This window comes from Mesorhizobium sp. M0060 (assembly GCF_040323155.1).
Classification (GTDB): domain Bacteria; phylum Pseudomonadota; class Alphaproteobacteria; order Rhizobiales; family Rhizobiaceae; genus Mesorhizobium.
The window spans coordinates 13,287-30,795 of record NZ_JAMYUP010000006.1 but is presented as its reverse complement, the minus strand read 5'-3'; the positions used below and the strand labels follow the sequence as shown (position 1 = coordinate 30,795).

The 17,509-nt window shown below is 61.5% G+C and carries 19 protein-coding genes; 10 read left to right on the top strand and 9 right to left on the bottom strand.

Annotated elements, in window-relative coordinates; all coding sequences use genetic code 11:
• Positions 1-292: 292 nt before the first annotated feature.
• From NKJ94_RS08450 to NKJ94_RS08440, 3 genes are all read left to right on the top strand, one after another.
• Positions 293-1,090, top strand: a complete 798-nt coding sequence (locus NKJ94_RS08450) for a glycoside hydrolase family 25 protein (protein ID WP_352524251.1) — start codon at positions 293-295, stop codon at positions 1,088-1,090.
• An 80-nt stretch (positions 1,091-1,170) separates the two neighbouring features.
• Entirely contained in the window at positions 1,171-2,343 is a 1,173-nt protein-coding gene (locus tag NKJ94_RS08445; protein ID WP_352524250.1) for a lytic murein transglycosylase, read from the top strand.
• 54 nt (positions 2,344-2,397) lie between these two features.
• Positions 2,398-2,781: a hypothetical protein gene (locus NKJ94_RS08440; protein ID WP_352524249.1), complete on the top strand. Its 384-nt coding sequence runs from the start codon at positions 2,398-2,400 to the stop codon at positions 2,779-2,781.
• A 12-nt stretch (positions 2,782-2,793) separates the two neighbouring features.
• On the opposite strand, the gene NKJ94_RS08435 is transcribed toward NKJ94_RS08440, so the two are convergent.
• A complete protein-coding gene (locus NKJ94_RS08435; protein WP_352524248.1) occupies positions 2,794-3,687 on the bottom strand; it encodes a LysR family transcriptional regulator in 894 nt (297 codons plus the stop codon).
• A gap of 123 nt (positions 3,688-3,810) precedes the next feature.
• Here NKJ94_RS08435 and NKJ94_RS08430 point away from each other — a divergent pair, with 123 nt between their 5' ends.
• On the top strand, positions 3,811-4,542 hold the full coding sequence (locus NKJ94_RS08430) for an SDR family oxidoreductase (protein WP_352524247.1): 732 nt from the start codon (positions 3,811-3,813) through the stop codon (positions 4,540-4,542).
• A gap of 153 nt (positions 4,543-4,695) precedes the next feature.
• Here the strand turns inward: NKJ94_RS08430 and NKJ94_RS08425 are convergent, their stop codons facing one another.
• Positions 4,696-5,916 carry an alanine racemase gene (locus NKJ94_RS08425; RefSeq protein WP_352524246.1) on the bottom strand — a complete coding sequence of 407 codons (1,221 nt, stop codon included), beginning with the start codon at positions 5,914-5,916 and terminating at the stop codon, positions 4,696-4,698.
• A gap of 224 nt (positions 5,917-6,140) precedes the next feature.
• Here NKJ94_RS08425 and NKJ94_RS08420 point away from each other — a divergent pair, with 224 nt between their 5' ends.
• A complete protein-coding gene (locus NKJ94_RS08420) occupies positions 6,141-7,061 on the top strand; it encodes a DMT family transporter (RefSeq protein ID WP_352524244.1) in 921 nt (306 codons plus the stop codon).
• A 453-nt stretch (positions 7,062-7,514) separates the two neighbouring features.
• Here the strand turns inward: NKJ94_RS08420 and metF are convergent, their stop codons facing one another.
• A complete protein-coding gene (metF, locus tag NKJ94_RS08415) occupies positions 7,515-8,432 on the bottom strand; it encodes a methylenetetrahydrofolate reductase [NAD(P)H] (RefSeq protein WP_352524242.1) in 918 nt (305 codons plus the stop codon).
• Positions 8,432-9,454 (bottom strand): ArsR/SmtB family transcription factor, encoded by a 1,023-nt coding sequence (locus NKJ94_RS08410; RefSeq protein ID WP_352524240.1) that lies wholly within the window; start codon positions 9,452-9,454, stop codon positions 8,432-8,434. Before NKJ94_RS08410 ends, metF begins: the two co-directional genes overlap by 1 nt.
• Before the next feature lie 142 nt (positions 9,455-9,596).
• Here NKJ94_RS08410 and tsaA point away from each other — a divergent pair, with 142 nt between their 5' ends.
• From tsaA to NKJ94_RS08395, 3 genes are all read left to right on the top strand, one after another.
• Positions 9,597-10,115: a tRNA (N6-threonylcarbamoyladenosine(37)-N6)-methyltransferase TrmO gene (gene tsaA, locus NKJ94_RS08405; protein WP_352524238.1), complete on the top strand. Its 519-nt coding sequence runs from the start codon at positions 9,597-9,599 to the stop codon at positions 10,113-10,115.
• A complete protein-coding gene (locus NKJ94_RS08400; RefSeq protein ID WP_352524237.1) occupies positions 10,115-10,426 on the top strand; it encodes a DUF2293 domain-containing protein in 312 nt (103 codons plus the stop codon). Before tsaA ends, NKJ94_RS08400 begins: the two co-directional genes overlap by 1 nt.
• A 108-nt stretch (positions 10,427-10,534) precedes the next feature.
• Positions 10,535-11,494: an aminotransferase class IV gene (locus tag NKJ94_RS08395; RefSeq protein ID WP_352524236.1), complete on the top strand. Its 960-nt coding sequence runs from the start codon at positions 10,535-10,537 to the stop codon at positions 11,492-11,494.
• Positions 11,495-11,972: 478 nt separating this feature from the next.
• Here NKJ94_RS08395 and NKJ94_RS08390 read toward each other — a convergent pair whose 3' ends face one another.
• Complete coding sequence (locus NKJ94_RS08390; RefSeq protein WP_352524235.1) at positions 11,973-12,590, bottom strand: MOSC domain-containing protein; 618 nt, start codon at positions 12,588-12,590, stop codon at positions 11,973-11,975.
• Between the two features lie 212 nt (positions 12,591-12,802).
• Between NKJ94_RS08390 and NKJ94_RS08385 the strand changes: the two genes are divergently transcribed.
• Positions 12,803-13,369, top strand: coding sequence for a methyltransferase family protein (locus tag NKJ94_RS08385; RefSeq protein ID WP_352524234.1), 567 nt, complete (start codon positions 12,803-12,805; stop codon positions 13,367-13,369).
• Between the two features lie 58 nt (positions 13,370-13,427).
• On the opposite strand, the gene NKJ94_RS08380 is transcribed toward NKJ94_RS08385, so the two are convergent.
• The 3 genes from NKJ94_RS08380 to tam form a co-directional block, all read right to left on the bottom strand.
• The gene (locus tag NKJ94_RS08380; protein ID WP_502900653.1) at positions 13,428-14,498 is read right to left on the bottom strand and encodes a beta-ketoacyl-ACP synthase III; all 1,071 of its coding nucleotides are present in this window, start codon (positions 14,496-14,498) and stop codon (positions 13,428-13,430) included.
• Between the two features lie 84 nt (positions 14,499-14,582).
• Entirely contained in the window at positions 14,583-15,011 is a 429-nt protein-coding gene (locus NKJ94_RS08375) for a hypothetical protein (protein WP_352524231.1), read from the bottom strand.
• A 111-nt stretch (positions 15,012-15,122) separates the two neighbouring features.
• Entirely contained in the window at positions 15,123-15,899 is a 777-nt protein-coding gene (gene tam / locus NKJ94_RS08370; RefSeq protein ID WP_352524230.1) for a trans-aconitate 2-methyltransferase, read from the bottom strand.
• A 147-nt stretch (positions 15,900-16,046) separates the two neighbouring features.
• Between tam and NKJ94_RS08365 the strand changes: the two genes are divergently transcribed.
• Positions 16,047-16,691: an MT-A70 family methyltransferase gene (locus tag NKJ94_RS08365; RefSeq protein ID WP_352524229.1), complete on the top strand. Its 645-nt coding sequence runs from the start codon at positions 16,047-16,049 to the stop codon at positions 16,689-16,691.
• A gap of 3 nt (positions 16,692-16,694) precedes the next feature.
• On the opposite strand, the gene NKJ94_RS08360 is transcribed toward NKJ94_RS08365, so the two are convergent.
• Positions 16,695-17,507 (bottom strand): BglII/BstYI family type II restriction endonuclease, encoded by an 813-nt coding sequence (locus NKJ94_RS08360; RefSeq protein WP_352524228.1) that lies wholly within the window; start codon positions 17,505-17,507, stop codon positions 16,695-16,697.
• Positions 17,508-17,509 lie beyond the last annotated feature (2 nt).

Here is a 17,509-nt window from a genome sequence, read left to right as displayed (position 1 = left end):
TGTCATCGATTTGCCGCCATTGTTTCGGCAAAATCGCGGCTCTTGTCGAGCGTCGTCAACCGAATATCAACCATGATCGGCGATCACGAGAGAGAACCGGGCGATCCTGTGGGGTGACCGTCCGGCGGGGCTTGAATGCATGCGTCCCAAACTGCACAGCGGTTTTGGGAATGCATGAAACGAAGATCCAGGTGCGTGGCGTAAGTCGGTTTCAAACGCGCCGCACCCGGTCGAGGGGCCACCCGCAGAAAGACCCATCAGCGGCCGGCTGAAACCGGCTCAGGAAGTAGCGATGCGCCGTTTCGCGGTCCTCATCACGCTGACGCTGCTTGGCGCCTGCTCGACGGTCGAGGATCTGACACCATCGCTGTCGTCGTCCAGCGCCCCTACGGTTGCGGTACGCGCCCCCCGTTTCGCCGACTCCGACCCGCATGAATGGGACAGCGGCACACCGTGGAACTATGCCGTCCACGGCACGGACGTCTCCAAATACCAGACCTCGATCGACTGGCCGGCGGCCAGGGCCAGCGGCATCTCTTTCGCCTTCATCAAGGCAACCGAAGGCGGAGACCGGTTCGATGAAGCTTTCAACGAGCATTGGAGCCGCACGAAAGCCTCGGGGATTCCCCGCGCCGCCTATCATTTCTTCTATTTTTGTACGCCCGCCGCGACCCAGGCGCGCTGGTTCATCCAGAACGTCCCCAAAGACGGCTCGGCGATGCCGCCGGTCCTCGACATGGAATGGAACCCGAAATCGCCGACCTGCAAGCTGCGGCCCGATGCCGCCACGGTGCGCAGCGAGATGAGCACATTCCTCGAAATCGTTGAAAAACACTATGGCAAGAAGCCGATCATCTACACGTCGGTCGACTTCTTCGAAGATAATGGTTTGTCGGGTTTCCGCGGCTACCCCTACTGGCTGCGCTCCGTCGCCGGGCACCCGCGCCAGAGATACGGCAGCCATCCCTTCACCTTCTGGCAGTATACCGGAACGGGTGTCGTGCCGGGCATGGCCGGAAACGCCGACATCAACATCTTCAACGGCACCGAAGCCGCCTGGAAGAAGTGGTTGCGGCAGAACACCCGTTGACACCGGGCCTGCCGCCTGCTTTTCGACATGGCCAATGACGAATGCCTGCAACCGCCGGTAATCTTCTCGGAAGGATGGCGATGCGATTGCGCTTTGGAACTCTCGCGGCGCTGCTCCTGACCGCCTCGCCCGCCACGGCACAGCAATGTGGCGGCGATTTCGAGGCATGGAAGCAGGGCGTGGCGGCGGAGGCCCGGGCGGCCGGCGTCGGCACTGCCGGCCTCGATGCGCTGGAAAGCGCCACCCTCGATGAAAAGGCGTTGGCACGCGACCGCGCCCAGGGTGTCTTCACCCAGACCTTCATCGAATTCTCGAACCGCATGATCTCGTCCCATCGGCTGAAGCAAGGTGCGGCCAATCTGCAAAAATATGCCGAGATCTTTGCCCGCGCCGATCGCGAATTCGGCGTGCAGGCGCCGGTCATTGCCGCCTTCTGGGCTCTGGAAACCGATTTTGGCGCCGTGCAAGGCGATTTTCATACACTGAACGCGCTGGTGACGCTCTCGCATGACTGCCGCCGCCCCCAGCTGTTCCGGCCGCAGATCCTCCCGCTGCTGACCTTGATCGATCGCGGCGTCGTGCCGGCCGATGTGACCGGTGCCTGGGCCGGCGAGATTGGCCAGACGCAGATGTTGCCTTCCGACTATCTCGGTCACGGCGTCGACGGCGACGGCGACGGTCTGGTCGACCTGCGCGGCAGCGCGCCTGATGTGATCATGAGCACGGCCAGCAAGATCCAGTCGCGCGGCTGGAAGCGCGATCAGCCCTGGATCGAGGAAGTCCGTGTGCCCGACGACTTGCCGTGGGAGCAGACGGGGCGCACCAACAAGCTGCCGTTGACGCAATGGACCCAGTGGGGCGTTACTAGGCCAGACGGCACGCCGCTTCTCGACAACGGCCTGAAGGCCGGCCTGGCGCTGCCCATGGGTCGCAAGGGGCCAGCCTTCCTGACCTACGACAATTTCGACGTGTATCTCGAATGGAACCAGTCCTTCACCTATGCCCTGACCGCGGCAAATCTTGCCGCCCGGCTGGGGGGGGCGCCGCGATTCGATCCGCGCAACCCCGAACCCGGCCTCGACGGCGACCAGATGAAGGCGCTACAGACCAAGCTCGAAGCGAAAGGCTATGATGTCGGTACCGTCGACGGCATCCTGGGCACCAACACCCGCGAAGCCATCCGCAAGGAGCAGATGCGTCTGGGACTGCCGGTCGACGGCTGGCCGACTCCGGAGCTGCTGGCGAAGCTGTAAAATTGCAAGTATGACTTCTGCAGCTTGTTGGCAGCAAGCATGTGGAAGTCAGGTATGAGCCTCTACGACCCAAAGAATACCTACACGCCCAGCCTTACCTCGCCGCGACCGTTGGGTGGCATAGAGGCTTTCTACGTCTCACTCACCAAAGACGCCTTCGACCAACAACCGATGGTCGATCTCATTCGCCACATCCGGTCTGCTTATGCGGCGAACAGATTCTACGCATTTACGTCGATGCATACGCTAGTTGTCAGCGTCAACAATCCGATCGAATTCAATCGGGACAACCTGCGAATTGACTATCAAGCTTCCCGCGACACTTGGGAATTCAACTATTTATCAAACCCTTTCAAACCGGCTGAATTCGTCAGGCGTTACCCTGCCCCGCTTGGAATCGAGAAATTCGACGGTTTCGTAAAGATGATCGGGTGGTAGATCCGCATCACATCACCGCCTGGCAAGCAGGAAATCGATAAAGGCTCGCAGCGGGGCCGGAACCTGCCGGGAACTCGCGTGGTATAGATAAAAACCCGGAAATCTCGGCGACCAGGCTTCGAGAAAGCGAATTAGCTTTCCCGCTTCGATCCACGGCCGGACCTGGTATTCCAGCATGTACGCCACGCCGACCCCATCCAGAACCGCCCCGATCATCAGTTCCGTATCATTGACCGTCAGGCCGCCGCTGACAGCCACTTCCAAGGCACGTTGGCCCCGGGCGAACTCCCAGCGGTAGAGATTGCCGCCGCTCGGCCACTGGAAATCGATGCACTGGTGCTGATGCAGGTCCGCGGGGTGACGGGGTATCGGGTGATGCTCCAGATAGCTCGGCGCGGCCACTGCGGCCATCTCGAGCTCCTCGCTGAGCTTCACCGCTACCATGTCCTTGTGCAGCCGCTCGCCCAATCTGATTCCGGCATCGAAGCGGCCCTCGACGATGTCGGTGAGCATGTCTTCAACGATGATCGTGAGGGCGATGTCGGGATAGGCGCGGCGGAAATCGCCGAGGATCGGCGCGATGAAACGCGTGGCGGCGATGCGCGGAACATTGATGCGCAGCGAGCCTGCCGGCCGACCGCGGGATGCATGAGCGTCCGCAACAGCCCCTTCCAGTTCGCTGAACGCCGGTGCGATGCGGGCAAATAGCTTCTCGCCCTCAGCAGTCGGCGACATGCTGCGCGTGGTGCGGTTGAGCAAGCGGACACCGAGACGCTCTTCCAGCCCGCGTATCGTCTGGCTGAGCGCCGGAGGCGAAATCCTGAGCTTGGCCGCGGCGCGGACAAAGCTGCCCTCTTCGACGATTGTTGCAAATGCCCTGAGTTCGGAAAACTCGGTTCCTCGCATTATGTATCCCAGACTTAACAAGTCAGTTAGATAATAGGCTATTCTCTGAGCAATAGCATGTCCTTAGCTTTCCCTGGAACGCCGCTCGATCGAGGCGGCCGCAGCCAGACGGAAGGAACAGCCATGCATCGTCCACTTGAGGGCAAAACCGCACTTGTGACCGGCAGTTCGCGCGGCATCGGACGCGCCATCGCGGAGGGGCTCGCGGCCAAGGGTGCGGCCGTGGTCGTCAACTATGTCGGCAACGAGAAAGCCGCCTGGGAAGTGGTTGCCTCCATTGAAGGGAATGGCGGAAAAGCCGTCGCCGTCCAGGCGGATGTCTCCAGCATCCCCGACATTCGCAGGCTGTTCGATGAAAGCGAAAGGCAGGTGGGGGCGATCGACATCGTCGTCGCCAATGTCGGCGTCGCCGTCATAAAGCCGCTCGTCGAGGCCACCGAGGCGGACTTCGATCATGTCTTCGGCGCCAATGCCAAGGGCACCTTCTTCACGCTTCAGGAAGCGGCGCGCCGCGTTCGTGACGGTGGCCGCATCATCGCTGTCTCCACCGGCGGAACCAGAATGTTTTTCACGCAGACGGCGCTTTATCTCGGCAGCAAGGGAGCCGTCGAGCAGTTCGTTCGCGTCCTCTCGCGCGAACTTGGCCCGCGCGCCGTTACCGTCAATGCGCTTTCACCAGGCTTCACCGACACCGACCTACTGCCCGAGCGGGACCGCGCGATCGCCGCCGGCATGTCGCCCTTCGGCAGGATCGGAGCACCGCGCGACGTAGCCGATGTCGCGGTTTTCCTCGCCTCCGACGAGGCGCGCTGGCTGACCGGCGAGAATATCCAGGCTGGCGGTGGAGTAGCCTGACTGAATGGTGAATGGTGAATGGTGAATGGTGAATGGTGAATGGTGAATGGTGAATGGTGAATGGTGAATGGTGAATGGTGACAATTCACCGAAGCCGGACGGAACGCAAGAACTACTTCTATTCACTATTCACTATTCACTATTCACCATTAACTAATCGGCCATCGTCTCGAGGCTGGCAAACCCCTGCGGCGCATCGCCTTCGTCGAACGGCGTCGCCACCTCGACGAAGGTGTCGGGATAGAACCCGTTGAACCGTGTCCTGAGCGACAGCGAATAGGCGCCGATATGGCCGATCTCGATCCAGTCGCCGGTATCGACGGTTTCCGGCAGCCAGAACGGCCGCGACAATATGTCGACGGAATCGCAAGTCGCGCCGCAGACCTTGAACGGCACGATGGTCTTCTCCACACCATTGCGCGAGCGGATCGCCGGATCGGGGATGAAGCGTGCCGGCAGCGTGATCTTGCCGGTCCATGAATCCGACAGCGACGCCCAGATGCCGTCATTGATGTAGAGCCTTTTGCCCTTGCGCAGCAGCACGCGCACGATCAGCGACAGGCAGCGCGCCACGATCACCCGGCCGGGCTCGGCCACCAGCGGCATCTGGTCGAACTGGTATTCCCTAAGGTCGCCCGATAGCCGCGACATGATCTGACCGAGCGACGGCATTTCCGGCTTGCGGCTGTTCGGATCATGGCCGTATTCGGCCGGAAAGCCGCCGCCGACATCCAGCCCGGCAATGTCGAAGCCGACGCGGTTGCGCACCCAGTCGGCGGAGGCCAGCGCCCGCTCATAGGTGTCGGGATCCTCGATCTGGCTGCCGACATGGAAGCACAGCCCGACCTTGTAGCCCGTCCGGTTCAGCCGCTCGGCCAGTTCGACCGCATTGGCCGGTCCGGCGCCGAACTTCTTCGACAGCTCGTATGCCGCCGATCCCTTCGTCTGAATGCGCACGAACACGGTGATGGCGCCCGGATCGATGTCGAGCGCCCGCACCACCCTGGTCAGCTTGGTGATCTCGTCCTCATGGTCGAGCGAAATGACGCGGATGGCGTATTTTTCCAGCGCCAGCCTGATGTCCGACTGCGCCTTCACTGGGTGCATGTAGAGCATCTCGGCGTCCGGCGAGACGGCACGCACGGCGGCGAATTCGCCGGGCGATGCCACATCGAAGGCAGTGACCCCGGCCTCGACCAGGGCGTTGAGCACGATGTGCTCGCCATTTGTCTTGACCGCATAAGCGGTCTTGCCGGGAAACATGCCCATGAACTGTTTGGCGTCCGCCTTCAGCACCTGTGGCCGGAAGCAGTAGACCGGATCGTCCGGGCGAAGTGCCAGCGCTGCCTCACGGGCATTTTCGAATCGCTGCATGGACGAATCCCTTGACTGAGGCTGCGCACAATTAATCCAAGCTAGCGGCTAATGAAAACAATTCTATGTCTCGCAGCCCTGGCTTCGCGGCGCTACGCCGGTTCTGTACGCCGGTTATGAGAGAGCTAGGCCATCGCTCAGGTTTCGGGTGGCCCTTGCCGCCGGACCGGGTATGCGTGAACAGATGCCTGAAGAGCAAGGCATCTCGTCTGGGAGGACGACCAATGGCGATAGCTGCCACCACCGCCACGGCACGCGGGCCGATGGTGCTCAAAGACTGGGCGCAGCTTCTGCTGCTCGGCGCCATCTGGGGCGGTTCGTTCTTCTTTGCCCGCATTGCGGTATCGGAACTTCCTCCGCTGGTGCTGGTGCTGTTTCGCGTCACCATCGCGGCGATCGCGTTGCAGCTCTATCTTGCGGTTCGCGGCCCGTCCTTTCGCCTCGCCTTCCCACATGTCGGACTGTTCTTCCTGCTGGCGCTCGCCAACAATGTCATCCCTTTCTCGCTGATCTTTGCCGGCCAGACCGAGCTTGGCGCCGGTGTCGCCTCGGTGCTTAATTCGACCACGCCGTTCTGGACGCTGATCCTCGCCAATGCGCTGACCAGTGACGAGAAACTGTCGTGGAACAAGCTTGCCGGCATCGCGCTCGGCATAGCCGGCACTGCGGTGATGATCGGTCCCGGGCTGATTGCCGGGCTCGGCGGTCCGGTCTGGGCGAAATTCGCGCTGATCGGCGCCTCGCTCTCCTATGCGGTTGCCCTGATGATTGCCCGCCGCTTCAAGGGTGTGCCGTCGCCGGTCATCGCCGCCGGACAATTGACCTGCTCGACCATCATCATGATCCCGGTCGTTCTGTTCACCTATGACGCTGCCAATCTGTTTTCGGCTTCGCCGCCGGTATGGGCGGCGGTGCTGGCGCTGGCGCTGCTGTCGACCGCCTTCGCCTATATCCTGTATTTCAACCTCGTCGCCTCGGCCGGCGCCACCAACGCCTCGCTGGTCACGCTCATCGTGCCGGCCAGTGCCATCCTGCTCGGCTTCCTGTTCCTGGGCGAGCGGCTCGAACTGTTCGAACTCGGCGGCATGGCGCTGATCGCGTTCGGCCTCGTCACCATTGATGGGCGCCTGTTCGGCCGACGCTAGAACGCCGCGCCTGATTGCGTCGCCCCGAAAAGCGATTCCAATTCGGGGCTGGGTAGCGCTGCCATGCCACGGCTTCGCCACAAATTATTCACAGGTCCAAGGCCGGCTTTTGACCAAGAGTTTCAATACCTAACGGCAAACAGCAGGTCGAAAATTCCACAATTTCGTCGCATTGCAGCAAAGTTTCTGCTTGCCTGTGGCACAAATGACCCTAGACTCTCGCCATAGCTCTTAAGAGGAGGCTATGACATGGGACTGACGAGGCCAATCAACGCTTTGATGATTTGTGCTGCGTTTGCATTCATCGGCGCCCTCATTATGGGCGTCCTTCCATAAGGCCGCTGAGCGGCGGAAGACCAGCACCGAATATTACAAACCATTGAAAAGGCCGGGCATTTTGCCCGGCCTTTTGCATTTCCCCAACCTTTTGCATTTCACAGGACTCGCCTGCCCCTAGGCCGCGGCAGATCCCGCTGCCTCGACTTCGTGCGATCTGATGCCGATCATGTGGCAGATGGCAAAGACCAGATCGGCCCGGTTCATCGTATAGAAGTGGAAATCGCCAACGCCACGCTCGACAAGGTCGAGCACCTGCTCGGCGGCCACGGCCGACGCCACCAGCGCATGCGTTTGCGGGTCGTTCTGCAGCCCATCGAAGCGCTCGGCCAACCATGCCGGCACCAAAGCGCCGCAACGCGCCGAGAAGTTGGCGACCTGGGTGAAGTTGTGCACCGGCAATATGCCCGGCACGATCGGTATATAGATACCGGCCCGCCGTGCCCGTTCGACATAGCGCTCATAGAGATCGTTGTCGAAGAAGAACTGGGTGATCGCCCGCGTCGCGCCATTGTCGGCCTTGCGCTTCAGCATGTCGAAGTCGGTTGCGAAATCCGGGCTTTCCGGATGCTTTTCCGGGTAGGCCGAGACCGATATGTCGAAATCGCCGGCGCCCTTCAGCGCATCAACCAGCTCGGCGCCATTGGCATAGCCGTCCGGATGCGGCCGGTAGGCCGCGCCGACGCCCTCGGCCGGATCGCCGCGCAGCGCGACGAAACGCTTGACGCCCATATCGGCGAATTCCCGGATCACCGCGTCGACCTCGTGACGCGCCGCGTCGACACAAGTCATATGCGCCGCCGGCGTCAGTGTCGTTTCGTTGAGGATGCGCTTGACGGTGCGGGCCGTGCGCTCGCGGGTCGAACCACCGGCACCATAAGTGACCGAAACGAATTTCGGCTTGAGCGGCTCCAGCCGGGTGACTGTGTCCCACAGCCTTGCCTCCATCTCGTCGTTCTTCGGCGGAAAGAACTCGAATGAAACCCTGACCTTGTCGCCAATGTCGGGGCGGCGGGAGAAGCGGAACTGGTTCATCAGGCGGTTTCCCCTATCGGATACGCAGTGGCCGGTTGTCTGTCGTTGGAAGGCTCGGCGATCAGCATGCGTCGATCGCGGCCGAGCCAGAGTTTTACGGTGAGCTTGGCCTCGTTGCCGCCGCGCGGCTCGAATTCCTGGCTGTCCTCGAGGTCGAGGCCGGCTTCGGAAAACCAGTCGGCAATTTGCCGGTCGGAAAAGCCGAGACGCATATGCGCGTGCTCGTCGCGTAAAAACTCCAGCGTGTGCGGCGCGAAATCGACGATCACCAGCCGGCCGGCCGGGCGCAACAGCCGCGCCGCCTCGCGAATGGCGCGAGCTGGATCGTCGAGATAATGCAGCACTTGGTGGATGGTGACGAGATCGAAGGCGTCGCGCTCGACCGGCGGCGCGAAAATATCGCCCTGCCGCACCTGCGCATTCGAAACGCCGGCCTTGTCGAGATTGGCGCGCGCCACCGTCAGCATTTCGCGCGACATGTCGATGCCGACACCGCGCCGATAGAGCGGCGAAAAGATCTCGAGCAGCCGTCCGGTGCCGGTGCCGAGATCGAGCATCGACTGGAACGGTCGCTTGCCGACGAGCTTGACGAGTGCTGCTTCGACGGCGCGGTCCGGCACATGCAGCGACCGGATATGGTCCCAGCTTGCGGCGTTTACCGAGAAATATTCGGCAGCCCGGTCCTGCCGCTTGCGCTTGACCGCGGCCAGCCGTTCGAGATCACGCTCGACCTGCGGATCGGCGCCGCGGATGCCGGAGACCAGCCTGAGTACGAAATCGCGCGACGCGTCGGAATCCGAAAGCCGGAAGAAGGCCCACGACCCCTCCTGATAGCGGCCGATCAGCCCGGCCTCCAGCAGCAATTTCAAATGCCGCGAGACGCGCGGCTGCGACTGGCCGAGGATTTCGGTGAGATCGGAAACGGTAAGATCGCCGCGCGACAGCAGCGCCAATATGCGCAGCCGGCTGGATTCGGCCGCCGCCTTCAATGTATCTACCATCGTGTCGAGAGCGACATGCATGCGAGCATTCTCTTTGAAAAGATATAAACATATGTTTATGTCGATTTTGATAGCCTTGCAAGCGCTATGTCGCTTCCGGACAAGAAAATGACGCATGCGTGGCGGATCGCGCAAAGCCGGAAGCATGATCGGGGCGAGAACCATGTTCGAAACGCGTAGCGGCGAAAAGCTTCTGAAGACCGACCCGGCAACGATGCCGCCGGATGGCCATGTCGTCTTCATCGGCCGCATCGCCTCGCCGTGGACGACGCGGGAAACTTGCCCCAAGAACATGAAAGCCGCGCGGGAGACGGGACGGCCGGCGGCTCTCACGATCGACCCGCTTTATCGTGATGGCCTGCTTGGCTTGGAACGCGCCAGCCACGTGATCATCCTGTCCTGGCTGCACCATGCACCGCGGCAACTGATTGTGCAGAAACCCCGCCATGCCACGGAGCCGAAAGGCGTTTTTTCGCTGCGCTCCCCTGCCCGGCCGAACCCGATCGGACTGCATGTCGCAAAGCTCGTCGCCCTCGACATCGACACCGGCCGCATCGATCTCGACGCCATCGACGTGCTCGACGGCACGCCGGTCATTGACCTCAAGCCTTATTTCGCCTCGACCGATGCCTTTGCCGAGGCAACCATGGCCGGGCGGGACGAGCCAGGACGGGTCGAGTGATGAGCGCGCCGACCGGCCGCCGCCGCGCCATCGCCAAGGCGCTGACAGCGCTTCTGCCGCTGGCGCCCTATGCCGACATGGAAAAGATCCGTGCCGATGCCGGCGCCGTGCATATGAAGACGCTGCCGCCGACGATTGCCGTGTGGCTGGCGACCATCGCCCATATCCGCCATATGCACACCGACTACGAAAAGCTGCTGGCCGAAGGCTATGACCGCGATTCCGCGCGCTTCTTCGTCATCGAACAGACCAACAATGTGCTGACCCGCTGGCGCGCCACCCGTCTGCTCGATGATGAGGACGAGGAGTGACAGGCTAGCAATGGCCTATCCGGCAAGTCCGGCCTGTGTCTTGTCCGGCCGGCCGTGCTGTTCTACCCGGATGCAGCGGCCACCGCGCGAGGGCATGAAGGAGGCGAGATGGACAACGCTGGGGATCCGCTGACCAAACCGCTGCCTTTGCTCTCGGTACAGCATGTCGACCCGCACTCCTATCCGGACGGCGTCGCCTTTCTGGACGACCAGTATCTGCCAATGTCGCAGGCCAGGATCCCGGTGCTTGATTGGGGGTTCCTGCACTCGGATGCCACTTACGATACGGTGCATGTCTGGAACGGTCGCTTCTTCCGTCTCGACCTGCATCTCGACCGCTTCTTCGGCGGGCTGGAAAAGCTGCGCATGACGATTACGTTCGACCACGAAGGCGTGGCCGAAATCCTTCAAAACTGCGTGGCGCTGTCTGGCCATCGGGCTGCCTATGTCGAGATGCTCTGTACGCGCGGCACCTCTCCGACCTTCAGCCGCGACCCGCGCCAGGCGGTCAACCGCTTCATGGCCTTCGCCGTTCCCTTCGGCTCGGTCGCCAATGCCGAGCAATTGCAGCGCGGCCTCAATGTCGCGATCAGCGATAAGGCGCGCATCCCGCCGACCTCGGTCGATCCGGCAATCAAGAACTATCATTGGCTCGACCTGGTGCGCGGTCTTTACGACGCCTATGACCGCGGCGCCGAGACCGCGCTGATCCTCGATCTCAACGGCAATGTCGCCGAAGGCCCGGGCTTCAACGTCTTTTGCGTGAAGGACGGAAAACTGTCGACACCAGCGGTCGGCGTGCTGCCGGGCATCACGCGGCGCACCGTCTTCGATCTCTGCGCCGAGGCCGGGCTTGCCGCCGCAGCAACCGACGTCTGCATCGCCGCGCTTAAGGCGGCCGACGAAGTCTTCATCACCTCAACCGCTGGCGGCATCATGCCGGTGACAACGATCGACGGCGCTCCGGTCGCCAACGGCAAGGTCGGTGCGATCACCAGCCGACTGACGGCGCTTTATTGGCAAAAGCACGAAGAACCGGCATGGTCGACCCCGGTGCGCTACCCCTGACCCTCGCTGGCCTGGCGCGGCGCTGTCCCGCCAACGTCAACGTCGGCAACATCGAAACGTTCAAAGCCTGAAACAAAAACCCGCCTCAATGGGCGGGGCAGCGGGGCGAATCAGCACCATAGCAAGATTAGTAGCATAGCTGCCGGCACAAAGCAAGAACAAAGTTGCTATACATCAGGAAAATCGCTTCAGGTTGGCGTCGCGGCCTCATTCCAGCTTGGGTTCCTCGCCCCACGAAAGTGGCTCGGCGAAGCCGAGACGGAGAGGGGGAACCGCGCTCTACGAAAAGCCTCGCCGGCCGCGGTGCCTGTCCTCGGGCTTGCCGAAGGCAAGACCCGTGGGCGGCCACCTCTCCCCCGCTTCGCGGTGGGCGAGGAACCAAGGTCTTGAAAGGTCGCGGGACAGTGCCCCTCTGCCCTGCCGGACAGAGGGGGCGCGAAGGAACGCGGCTTCGGCTGGCAATGCCGCCTTGCCTGGACTAGGCCCGATAGATCCACTGCTCCGGCATGCGCACCGAAATCTCCTCGCCGGCCGTGATCGTGCCGGGCTTCTCGACCCAGGCGACGAGCCCGCGCAGCCGCTTCGCCGCTTTTGGGAACAGCAGCGCGCCGGCGTCATGGTCGGCCATCCCGGCATGTTCGGCGACCGACCGCCCAGCGATGCGGCAAGGTCCGTTCTGCGCGTCGACCTTGACGGTCGCGCCACCTTTGAAGAACAGCAGCGTCCCGGACGGCAGCATGGAGAGGTGCGGCAGGCCTTCGATCACGAGATTGGCGCCGATCCATTCCGGCTTGATCTCGGCGATGCCCATCCGCTCGGCGACGATGGCCAGTTCGCCCGCCGCCACGATCGACAATTGCCGCTCGTTGCGCATCTCGGTGCCGCGCGGATACCAGGGCTCGCGCCCACCGGAGCGCCGCGTCGTGCCGGCGTGGAAATCGCCATCGATGCCATCGAAGCCGAGTTGCAACGCATCCACGACTCGTGTCTCGAAATGATCGAACGGCGCGACGTAAAGCGCGGCCACCTTGGCGGCGAGTTTTCGCGCCGGGACAATCTCGACCGGATTCTCGGCTGCGGGAAACATATCCAGCATTGGTTTCATTCCTTGCGACGGGGCGCAGTTAGCCGAAGTCGATTTACAGCGTCCAGTCGAAAGCGTTGATGCTCCAATCAAGGCGGCTGATACGGTTCGGCGCCGACAACCCCCTTCCAGGCTGGACCAGCTCCATTCCGCGCCCGTGCCGCATTGCTGCCGCGCTGTATCGATTGGATAACAGGGTCAGACGAAGGCCTGCGGAGGTTATCATGCATCCCGCATCGGCGATCGTGCAGCTTTGGCTGCTCTGGGTCGTCACATGGGCCGCGGCCGCCTTCTGGGCCGACCGGGCCGAAAAACGCGCCGGTTTCGACGCGGAACTTCCCTACCGGGCGGTGCTGGTGCTCGGCACGATCCTGCTCTTCATCCCGGCGCACGGCTATGCCGGCCCGCTGAGACTTTGGATGCCAACCCTTGCCGACGCGTGGATATGCTTCGCGCTGATCGCTGCCGGTCTGGCATTCGCCTGGTGGGCGCGGCTGCACCTCGGCCGCCTGTGGTCGGGCACGGTCACCGCCAAGGCTGAGCACCGCGTCGTCGACACCGGTCCCTACCGGCTGGTCCGCCACCCGATCTACACCGGGCTGCTTCTGGCGATCCTCGCCACCACGGCGGCGAAGGGCACGGTCTGGGGCGTTGCCGGGGCCATCCTCCTCATCGTCGGCATCGTCATGAAAGCAAGGCTGGAGGAGCGCTTTCTCCGCGGCGAACTGGGTAGCGCTTACGACGACTATGCCAGGCGCGTTCCCATGCTGGTGCCGTTCGCGCCGAGCTAATGCATGTCGCCCAAAAGTGTGCAGCGTTTTGGGACAACGACATGCATAAAACAAAAATCTAAAGCATGCGCAACAGCGCGCCGCCGATCGAATAGCCGGCGCCGAAGGCGCAGAGCAGGCCATAGTCGCCGGCCTTCATGTCGGCATGGTTCTCCGACAGGGCGATGATGGCGCCGGCGGCGGCGGTGTTGCCGAGGCGCTCCAGCACCATCGGCGCGCGGTCATGGTCGACCTCATGGCCGAAGGACAGTTTCAGGATCATGGCGTTCATCCGCGCATTCGCCTGATGCAGCCAGAAGCGCCGGATCGCTTGCGGCGTCAGCCCGTGCTCGGCCAGGAATTCGACGATGAATTTGTGGCCGGCGACGGTAACTTCCTTGAACACCTTGTTACCGATCTGCTTGATCAGATTGCCTTCCAGATCGATCATGTACGGATCGTCCTGGGTTGCGCGGGTATAGTAACCGAGATTGGTGCGGATGCTGTTGGACATCTGCGTCCAGGTGCGCGTATCCAGCACCTCGAAGCGCCCCGGCCGCTTCTCGCCCTGGGCGAGCCCTTCGACGATCATCGACACGGAAGCGTCGCCGAAGATGAAATGCGTCTGCCGGTCGCGAAAATTGAGATGGCCGGTGATGATCTCCGGCGTCGACACCAGCACGCGTTTGTGCGCCCCTGCCCGCACCAGATTGACGGCGATGTGCAATGCGGCCGCCGCCGACGAGCAGCCAAGCCCCATGTCGAAGCCGGCGCCCTTCGTCCCCAACGCCTGCTGCATTTCGATGGCGATCGCCGGATAGGGCCGCTGATGGTGCGAAGCCGAGCAGATCACCAGGTCGATATCCTCAGGCTTCAGCCCGGCATGATCGAGCGCCTTCCTGGCCGAGGCGATACCGAACTCGGCCTCCAGCGACAGCGCATCGTCGGGCCGCGCCGGGAAGCGCGGCGCCATGCGGGTCGGGTCGAGGATGCCTTCCCGTTCGATGACATGGCGGGTCTGGACGCCCGAGGCATGGACGATGAAGGCACTGTCCGATTTCTGCAGCAGCGTCTCGCCCGAGGCCTCGCGGCGGACATTCTCTGTGTCCACCCAGGTGTTGAAGCTGGCGACGAGCTCCTCATTGGTGATCGAAGCTTCGGGGATTTCAACGCCGATGCCGCTGATGATGACGCGATGCATTTCCAGTTCGTCCCATGCGCAGACGTTGCGGCCTCATGTCGACGCCGCAAAAAGCTCGGCGCAACCTCTTTTGCACCTAGCCAGTTTATGCCGGCTTAAATCAAGCCCCTGGAACGGGTCTTTACCAGGCGCAGAGCTTGGTATTGGTCTGCGGATTGTTCCAGCAGGCGCCGTCATCGTTGCTGCGCGCACGAATTGCCCGGGCAGCGAGACATTGCGCCGGCCGAGATTGACGTAGCCGTAAGCAAAACCGGGCCCGTCGACCTCCAGGACATAAGTCGGATAGCCTGGCGCAGAGATGCGAAAGCTGCCGTCACCGTCCAGCGCCCGGTAGTTGCAGGAGAAATAGCCGTCGTCGCTGGTAAAGCAGCGCGCCCGCTTCGCCTCCGCCGACATCGACAAGGCGAGCACGGCGGCCGCGCAAACGCTGCCGCCGAAAACCATCTTTTTCAGTGTCATCATCCACCCCATGGCCGCTGACGGGCCGTTGCCCTTGCGCCGCTGAAATGCGCATGGAGGTGAAATCGGGTCAAGCGGCCGCTGCGCACTACCCTTTGCCGTGGCTAAAAGTTCCTAAGCAGCGCGCCGTGCCACGATGAAGAGACGGGGGAAGCGCAGCAACACCTTGCCGTTCGACATCGCTGGATAGGCTTCTTCTATTCTGGCCGTATAGCGCTTCAGGAAAAGCTGCCGCTCGTCTTCGTCGAGCGGATCGAGGAACGGCTTCAACCCTGTCGACTTCACCCACTCGACGATCGCCTCGGCATCCGCCATCGGATGGTTGTAGATCGTGTGCCAGATATCGAGCCGGTCCGAGAAAGGCGACAGCAGGTCGTAATAGAACGCGACAGGCGGCAGCGGCGCGCGGGCCGCGTCGCTGAGCTTTTCGGTGAACGGCATCTCGGCCGCAGTCTCCCGCATCAGCCGGTGCGACGGCTCGGCCATATTATCCGGCATCTGCACGGCAAGCGCGCCGCCGGGCGCCAAAAATCCCATCAGTCGCTGGAAAATCGCCGGATGCTCCGGCAGCCACTGAAACACCGCATTGGCGAAGATCACGTCGACGGGTTCCGTCGGCTGCCACGCCGCCGCATCCGCCAGCGCAAAGGTGACGCCGGGCAGACGCGCCTTGGCCTTCTCGATCATATCAGGCGAGGTATCGAAGCCGCTGATCTGCGCCTTTGGCCAGCGCTCGACCAGCAATTCGGTCGAATTGCCCGGCCCGCAGCCAATGTCGACCACCCGACGTGGCTCCCGCATCGGCACCTGCGCAACGAGATCGCGCGCGGGGCGGGTGCGCTCGTCCTCGAACTTCAGGTAGAGGGCGGCGGACCAGTCGGGTCTAGACATGCTGTTCTCGCGAAGATTGTCTTCTGTGTCGGTTCAATAGGCATCTGTCGACAGACACACAATGTGCCAGACATGTCGGTGCGAATCGTGCAGTCTTGACACGGGCAGAAAGTTCTGTCTTTGTTCTTATTTTCTTAGGGGGCCATTGTGAACGCCGAAGCGATGAATGCAGCCATCGACTTGGCGAAGAAAACAGGTGGCAAGCGCTTTCACACGGTGCTCGCCGATCCTCCTTGGCGCTTCACAAATCGTACCGGCAAAGTTGCGCCCGAACATCGCCGTCTGTCACGCTATGAAACGCTGACGACCGATGACATCTGCGCGCTGCCGATATCAGAACTGACTTTGCAACCGGCACATCTCTACCTCTGGGTTCCGAATGCGCTGCTGCCGGATGCTCTGCGAGTCATGCGAGCCTGGGGATTCGAATACAAGTCGAACATCGTCTGGCACAAAGTGCGAAAGGACGGCGGCTCTGATGGCCGCGGCGTCGGCTTCTATTTTCGCAACGTGACCGAGCTGCTTCTGTTCGGCGTGCGCGGAAAAAATGCTCGTACGGAATCTCCCGGCCGCAGCCAGGTCAACTACATGTCATCGCGAAAGCGGGAACATTCCCGCAAACCCGATGAGCAATATGAACTGATCGAAAGCTGCTCCAAAGGTCCGTATCTGGAGCTTTTTGCACGTGGCACCAGACCCCGATGGACGTATTGGGGCAATCAGGCAGATGAGGACTATAAGCCTACTTGGAAAACATATGCCTACAATTCGGCAGTAGAGCCTGCCGAATAGCGATTATTCGTCGCCTCCTACTGCATCAATTATTGGCTGGAGACCCGAAGGATCCTCACCAAAGCTGACGATTGAATCTGGCAGCCCAATTGTAACCAGAGGGCATGGGTTGCCAACACCGCGAGAGATTCGATCGTCTAATTTTCGCCAATGGGTGGTAGCTTCACCGAACTTGTCTGCTGCAAATTTGCTCGAGAATGCTTCTCTGAAGGTAACCGGATCTTTCGAGCGCTCGATACGTTTCATGATCGCAGCGCGCTGACGTGTTGTGGGATCGTATCCCCAGCGCAACAAGTCATCGAACGATTGAATTTGCCGCTCGTCGAAAAATCGCTGCACAAGACTGAGCACATTGTCGTGAAGCGATTTTCCTCGCGTGACAATAATTCCGACTGAAATAGCTCCCTCGGCATGAAGACGTTTGAAATTCTCAAGGTCGCGATCAAAGAATGGGTCTTTGTTATTCCATTCGATTTCTAGTGCGACCACCGCATCGGAATCATTCCGCTGCCGAAGATGCCGTACATGATCCATTTTGTGGGAAATCGCTTCTCTCGCGATTCCATTAATTACTTTTTCGATCGTGAAAGTTGTCGTCAACCAATCCGCAGCAACCAACCCTCGCCGTAAGCGCTGCGTGTTCTTTGTTTCACCACCACCGCCAGCGATTATTTCTTCGATCGGAATTGATGCAGCTAGAAGAACAGCCTCCAGCTCCGATACCGCGTCTGGGAAGTCGACAGAGAGAATCGCTTCAGCGTGCGAATGAAACTCGACCTGAAAGCCTTTTGCCGAAAGACGATCGAAGAGTGCCATGC

What these genes read in the sequence shown, in the direction of transcription:
- NKJ94_RS08450 (WP_352524251.1), top strand. Translation starts at nt 293, where the DNA reads ATGCGCCGTTTCGCGGTCCTCATCACGCTGACGCTGCTTGGCGCCTGC.
- NKJ94_RS08445 (WP_352524250.1), top strand. Translation starts at nt 1,171, where the DNA reads ATGCGATTGCGCTTTGGAACTCTCGCGGCGCTGCTCCTGACCGCCTCG.
- NKJ94_RS08440 (WP_352524249.1), top strand. Translation starts at nt 2,398, where the DNA reads ATGAGCCTCTACGACCCAAAGAATACCTACACGCCCAGCCTTACCTCG.
- NKJ94_RS08435 (WP_352524248.1), bottom strand. Translation starts at nt 3,687, where the DNA reads ATGCGAGGAACCGAGTTTTCCGAACTCAGGGCATTTGCAACAATCGTC.
- NKJ94_RS08430 (WP_352524247.1), top strand. Translation starts at nt 3,811, where the DNA reads ATGCATCGTCCACTTGAGGGCAAAACCGCACTTGTGACCGGCAGTTCG.
- NKJ94_RS08425 (WP_352524246.1), bottom strand. Translation starts at nt 5,916, where the DNA reads ATGCAGCGATTCGAAAATGCCCGTGAGGCAGCGCTGGCACTTCGCCCG.
- NKJ94_RS08420 (WP_352524244.1), top strand. Translation starts at nt 6,141, where the DNA reads ATGGCGATAGCTGCCACCACCGCCACGGCACGCGGGCCGATGGTGCTC.
- metF (WP_352524242.1), bottom strand. Translation starts at nt 8,432, where the DNA reads ATGAACCAGTTCCGCTTCTCCCGCCGCCCCGACATTGGCGACAAGGTC.
- NKJ94_RS08410 (WP_352524240.1), bottom strand. Translation starts at nt 9,454, where the DNA reads ATGCATGTCGCTCTCGACACGATGGTAGATACATTGAAGGCGGCGGCC.
- tsaA (WP_352524238.1), top strand. Translation starts at nt 9,597, where the DNA reads ATGTTCGAAACGCGTAGCGGCGAAAAGCTTCTGAAGACCGACCCGGCA.
- NKJ94_RS08400 (WP_352524237.1), top strand. Translation starts at nt 10,115, where the DNA reads ATGAGCGCGCCGACCGGCCGCCGCCGCGCCATCGCCAAGGCGCTGACA.
- NKJ94_RS08395 (WP_352524236.1), top strand. Translation starts at nt 10,535, where the DNA reads ATGGACAACGCTGGGGATCCGCTGACCAAACCGCTGCCTTTGCTCTCG.
- NKJ94_RS08390 (WP_352524235.1), bottom strand. Translation starts at nt 12,590, where the DNA reads ATGCTGGATATGTTTCCCGCAGCCGAGAATCCGGTCGAGATTGTCCCG.
- NKJ94_RS08385 (WP_352524234.1), top strand. Translation starts at nt 12,803, where the DNA reads ATGCATCCCGCATCGGCGATCGTGCAGCTTTGGCTGCTCTGGGTCGTC.
- NKJ94_RS08375 (WP_352524231.1), bottom strand. Translation starts at nt 15,011, where the DNA reads ATGATGACACTGAAAAAGATGGTTTTCGGCGGCAGCGTTTGCGCGGCC.
- tam (WP_352524230.1), bottom strand. Translation starts at nt 15,899, where the DNA reads ATGTCTAGACCCGACTGGTCCGCCGCCCTCTACCTGAAGTTCGAGGAC.
- NKJ94_RS08360 (WP_352524228.1), bottom strand. Translation starts at nt 17,507, where the DNA reads ATGGCACTCTTCGATCGTCTTTCGGCAAAAGGCTTTCAGGTCGAGTTT.